The 5,507-nt window shown below is 40.7% G+C and carries 4 protein-coding genes and 1 tRNA gene; 2 read left to right on the forward strand and 3 right to left on the reverse strand.

Going from position 1 to position 5,507, the window contains the following annotated elements; translation table 11 throughout:
* Window positions 1-240: 240 nt before the first annotated feature.
* Window positions 241-314 (forward strand) — tRNA-Arg (locus EA365_00255).
* Window positions 315-373: 59 nt separating this feature from the next.
* Here EA365_00255 and EA365_00260 read toward each other — a convergent pair.
* The 3 genes from EA365_00260 to larC form a co-directional block, all read right to left on the reverse strand.
* Complete coding sequence (locus EA365_00260) at window positions 374-2,599, reverse strand: DUF839 domain-containing protein (GenBank protein TVQ49673.1); 2,226 nt, start codon at window positions 2,597-2,599, stop codon at window positions 374-376.
* 63 nt (window positions 2,600-2,662) lie between these two features.
* A complete protein-coding gene (locus EA365_00265) occupies window positions 2,663-3,535 on the reverse strand; it encodes a UPF0104 family protein (GenBank protein TVQ49674.1) in 873 nt (290 codons plus the stop codon).
* Window positions 3,522-4,715: a nickel pincer cofactor biosynthesis protein LarC gene (larC, locus tag EA365_00270; GenBank protein TVQ49675.1), complete on the reverse strand. Its 1,194-nt coding sequence runs from the start codon at window positions 4,713-4,715 to the stop codon at window positions 3,522-3,524. Before larC ends, EA365_00265 begins: the two co-directional genes overlap by 14 nt.
* A 5-nt stretch (window positions 4,716-4,720) precedes the next feature.
* Here larC and EA365_00275 point away from each other — a divergent pair, with 5 nt between their 5' ends.
* Window positions 4,721-5,365, forward strand: a complete 645-nt coding sequence (locus tag EA365_00275; protein TVQ49676.1) for a threonylcarbamoyl-AMP synthase — start codon at window positions 4,721-4,723, stop codon at window positions 5,363-5,365.
* Window positions 5,366-5,507 lie beyond the last annotated feature (142 nt).

Raw genomic sequence — 5,507 nt, forward strand, 5'->3', positions numbered from 1 at the left:
TAATTAAAAAAGTGGGGATGGGCATCGCCTCACTCAAAAACGGTCAATCATCTCTTAAGGTGAAAGATAAGAAGCCTACAGCGTAATCTTTGATTCGGTGTAGGAGTATGTCACTAGTATAAATATTTGCTTCCTCTTGCCCATCTCCTCACCAAGACTTACTTTTTCAGCAGACCCTAAGTAATTAGTTGTTATTTTTTTGAAAAAAATGCTATAATCAAAAAGTTGTTAATTTTTCTAGGGTACGTAACTCAGGTGGATAGAGTAGCTGCCTTCTAAGCAGCGAGCCGCAGGTTCGAGTCCTGCCGTACCCGTAAATTAATACCGCGAGTGGAATTATTAGTCTATGTTAATAACTCCACCCGCACTCCCATTAGGTAATACTTTGATTATCTAGACGTCTAACCACTACAATTGAGGGGCGAGGGGGTTGATTGGCTTGTTTACTGGGCCAATTAGAACCAATGGGAACTTCCCGTTTTTGGACAAATTCTTGACCATCAGTGGTTTTTAAGGCAAATTCTCGGGTTTCTGAGGCAAAATCCTTGCGAATGCTATTATATTCCCCGGGGTGTTGAACCGCTAAAAATAGAGCGGTTTCCTCGGGATTAAATTCTAGACCACAGATTTCTGTATCCATAGGTCCGATGGCAAAGGGGTAAGCATTTCCTGCATTAGCACCTGTAAGAGGGATACACCAAGCGGTATTATTACCGAATATACCACGTAACTGTTCTTGAGTCAAGGGGTTACCGTCTTTGGTTCTGCCTGCGGGTACAGGTTGATTATGAGAACTGGTGGACATATCAGTAACCATCCAAAGGTGACCTTGGCGATCGATGGCTAGGTTATCGGGGTTAGCAAAACCCATACCATCTAGATAGGGTTCTCCACCGAGAGCGATCGCAGCCCAAGTAAAAGTCAGAGATTCGGGGTCTTGGTTATCTTCTTGAAGACGTAAAATCCAGCCATATTCTAGGGGAATATTGGGATCTTGGGGATTTTGCACCATGTGTTTATGTGGTCCACCGTCACTTCCTGGAGTTTCGGAAGTAAATGCCACGAACAGAGTACCATCTGCGGTTACTTCTGTATCTTCGGGACGAGCTGTACAGGTAATTCCTGCAGCATTAGCGGCAAAGTGAGCATCAACTAGGATAGCTCCTTGTTTTTCGGCTTCTGTACCTACATAGAGGTCACCGAGGGTTTTAAATTTCTCTTGATATACACCTACTTCTGCATCACTGGTAAAGCGAGTAAAGCCACCTGTAGCGCGATCGGGGTTGGGTAAGGGGACCATTCCTTCACCATCTCTACCTACTACCTCAGAAGGTAAAACGGGATTGATGGGGGTATCGGGTTTTAGAGGTATCCATTCACCCGTTCCATCGGAATTAAATTTAGCCCCATAAAGCATACCATCGCTAAATAAACGGGAGTTTTGAGGATCTTGAGGATTGCTTACTGTTTCTGCAGAGACAAATTTATAGAGGTGTCCACCACGGCGATCGCATCCTGAATATACCGCTAATTTACGATCGCTTACTGCTCTGACTGCTACTGCTTCATGACGAAAACGTCCTAACCAAGTATGTTTAATTCCGTAGTCATCAGGATTAGCGGGGTCAACTTCTACCATCCAACCGTATTTATTCCCTGCTAAACCAAACACGTTACCGATTCCATAGAGATCTTCATCTCCAATTTGAAAGGGTTTCTCACCTGGATCTAAGGATGAACCATCAGCTTTGACACCTTCGGGTACTTGATCTTGAAAGTTTTCTTCAGCGCTAAAGAATGTCCCCCAGGGGGTTTTCCCACCAGCGCAGTTACTAAAACTACCGACGATATTTTCACCGAGGTTATCGTCATAACCCAATTTGTCTTGTTTGTTAAAAACAATTATTCCCGGTCCTGTAGCTTTGGTATATTTACCATTATCTAATGCTAAAATTCCTGTGATACGGCGATCGGCTTGAGAATTGGTTCGAGACCATGTTCCATCAGGGTTGCGTTTAACAGACATTACCCCTATCCCTAAATCAATTAAGGCTTCTTTAGAAATAAGTTTAATTTGTTGTTTGAGAGGATCGTTGTCTGCTAAAGCATAAGCGTTGATTTTATTCCCTTCTTGTTTTGCTAAAGCGGATATCACCTCAGTAAAGGGTAATTCTTCACCTATGACCATTTGATAAGTATCCATCCAAGCTTCACCACTGATATACTCAAAGTTTATCCCGAGGAAACCTTCGTTATCACCTGTGGGAATAAAGGCTAAATAGTCGTTGTTATAGCCAACGCGGGAATTACCTAAACTATCTCCCCAACTAGCGATGACTTGATAGCTAAAGCCTTCGGGTACAATTAAGTCATCTACTACGGTGTAGGTTTGATAAGCTTGTATTTGTTCTGCAGGGCTGATACCTTCTATACCTAGAGGTAAGGCTAGTTTAAGTGGTTGAAAAGTAATACCCTCGGGTAGGTTAGCTGCTAGGGTAACAGGAGTATTGCTGTTATTAGCAAAAGAAGGACCACGCAATAGAGTTGTTCCTACTGCTGCACCAAAAAATAGAATAAATTCTCTACGCTGTAATTTCATGAGTTCTCACTTTCGGCAGGTTGTAACCGTTTCCTAGCTTAAATGAGTCAGGTTATATTTGGGTTAAGATTTTATCCTTATCAAAGCTAAACCTGCGGCGATCGCTTCTGCTAAAATACTAATTAGTCTATATACAGCGACTATCGCTAAAACTATCCCAGGGGGAAATTCTGTAGGATTTAAAGCAGCTACCGCTGTAGCCTCAAATACTCCCAATCCTCCTGGTGCACCAGGTACAACTAATCCCAATAACCAGGCTAAACTAAACACACTGAGTAAATAGGGAATTTGGGAGATATTAATATTCATAAAAGCTATTACTACCCCGATAAATCCCACACCGCGTAACAAGACAAAAACCCACTCACCGAGTAATAATAACCAGGGATAGGATTTTAAACCCACAGAAGTTGGGTTACCCTTAAGACGACTAAGATAGTGAATAACTCGATTGAGTATCAAAGGGTGAATACCTATTAACACCACAACTAAACTCAATAATTGTAGCCAAATTGTGCCAATTCCTGAGAAAATAGCCATTAATAAAGCTGCTGCTGCCATTAATAAAGGGTCTAATAATACTACTACGCTAGCTACGGTTGCTGTTCCTCCTGCATGAACGATCGCCTTAATGCGACCATAAAAATGCCAAACATTCCCGGGTAAGTATTTCGCAATATTGGTGATTAAATAAACCCTAATCGCTTTTAAACCCAAAAGAGGTTGATTAAAAGCAGATAAGATCCAACTCCATACCCAAGCGGACCAACCATGAGCTAAAAAAGTTATTAGAAAAGCGATCGCTAAATAACCCCATTTTAGAGATTCTAAATCAATTTGGGTAACTTCTTGCCAATGGTTTTTGACAGTGTTGAGTAGAAAGAAGAGGGTTACACCGAGAATCACCCATCTAAGATAGGGTTTAAGTTTTTGCATGATCGCGCCAGGTATTTAACGCTATCTGATACACTTCTAACCAGGGTAGATTATGTTGACGAGCGATCGCCGCGCAATCTTCATACTCTGGTTGGACATTAATAATCTGTTGTTCATGTCTGGCTATTTTAACTCTTATTTTCCCTAATTCTGTGTCTAGAGAAACCCAATCACGACGCAAAAGACTGCGCGGTTGGATTTGATGACGAATCCCCAGAGTAGTGGTTTCCTGATAGATAATCTCCTCACAAGTAGTAATCAAAGGAGGTGGACAAATAACCGTCAATAAGACTCCAGGACGTGATTTTTTCATCCCTATCCCCTGAGTAAACACGTCTAATGCACCAACAGCGAACAAACGTTCAAACAGATAACCAATGCTTTGAGGGTTACAGTCATCTAATTGAGTTTCTAACACAGCAATAGATTCTTGAGGATAACTAGCAGAAGTTTGTATCCCTAGCCACAGACGTAAAATATTAGGTAGAGGTAGTTGTTTTGTTCCCGCACCTAAACCCACTTGAATAACATTCATAGAGGGTATTTCCCCAAAAGCTTCAGCTAGAGTCACCACAATTGCTGCACCTGTAGGAGTAACTAACTCCTGTTGGATACCATTACTATAAACTGGTACTTGACGGGATTCCCATAATTTTAGCACCGCGGGTGCAGGAATAGGTAAAATACCATGAGCTGCTTTCACATTTCCACCCCCTACAGGTAGAGGAGAACAGTATAATTTTTCTATCCCTAACCAATCTAAGCCTAAACAAGTACCCACAATATCAACAATCGCGTCTATAGCCCCTACTTCGTGAAAGTGTACCTTTTCTGGGGGAACACCATGTACTAAACCTTCGGCTATAGCTAATTTTTCAAATACCGCTAAACTCCATTCTCTCACCCTTGGAGACAGGTTACCCTCTTGAATCAATCGAGTAATTGTGTCTAGATGTCTCGCTGGTGTGGACTTTTCTTGCCGTAATTCTACATTTACTTTGGTAGCTGATTGACCTTGATGAGTAATTTTTTCTACACTTAAACGATATTCATCTGTATTGAGTAACTCTTTTAGCTGTATTGTTAAGTATTCTAGGGGTACACCTAAATCTACTAATGCTCCTAGACACATATCTCCAGCTATTCCCGTAGGACATTGTAAATAAGCAATTTTCATCATTAATTATGCCTAATATATACCAGTTACACTTTGAAAATCCTCAACCTCGTCGCCTTGTTGAAATCGTAAATGCTCTCAAACAAGGAGCAATTATGCTTTATCCTACTGATACCGTTTATGCGATCGGTTGTGACTTAGAATCAAAAACAGCGATTAAAAGAGTTCGAGAGATTAAACAGTTATCTAATGATAAACCCTTGACTTTTTGTTGTTCTTCTCTCTCGAATATTTCTGACTATGCTGTGGTCACAGATCAAGCTTACCGAATTATGAAGCATTTAATACCTGGTCCTTATACTTTTTTGTTACCCGCGACTAAATTAGTCCCTAAATTAGTACTCAATCCTAAGCGCAAAACTACTGGTATTCGTGTACCTAATCACCCTATCTGTCAAGCTTTATTGGCTACTTTGAATAATCCGATTATTTCTACTTCTGCTCATTTAGCCGATGATTCTGGTAGTTTACCCACTTTAGGTCAAGAAAAAGCTCGCTTGTTTGATAATCTCGCTAATTTAGTAGATATAATTATCGACGACGATTTAGAATCAGGTACTGAATTTTCTACAATTCTTGACCTTAGCGATGATCAAGATCCGCAAATTATTCGTAAGGGATTAGGATGGGAAAATCTGGCTAATTGGTTATAGTTATTCTTCCCAAGAGATCGCTAATTGCTCTAACCATTGAGTAAATTTAGCTTAACCGCGAGAAGCCTCAAGCTTTATTTTCTCAAATAAGCGTGAGATGAATCGCGTCCTTATTTTATTTCATCTTGATTCTGTATATAAG

Source organism: Gloeocapsa sp. DLM2.Bin57 (assembly GCA_007693955.1).
In the GTDB taxonomy this organism is placed as follows: domain Bacteria; phylum Cyanobacteriota; class Cyanobacteriia; order Cyanobacteriales; family Gloeocapsaceae; genus Gloeocapsa.

Bases quoted from the DNA above. Each gene is read 5' to 3' on its own strand.
- EA365_00260 (TVQ49673.1), bottom strand. From the start codon at position 2,599: ATGAAATTACAGCGTAGAGAATTTATTCTATTTTTTGGTGCAGCAGTA.
- EA365_00265 (TVQ49674.1), bottom strand. From the start codon at position 3,535: ATGCAAAAACTTAAACCCTATCTTAGATGGGTGATTCTCGGTGTAACC.
- larC (TVQ49675.1), bottom strand. From the start codon at position 4,715: ATGATGAAAATTGCTTATTTACAATGTCCTACGGGAATAGCTGGAGAT.
- EA365_00275 (TVQ49676.1), top strand. From the start codon at position 4,721: ATGCCTAATATATACCAGTTACACTTTGAAAATCCTCAACCTCGTCGC.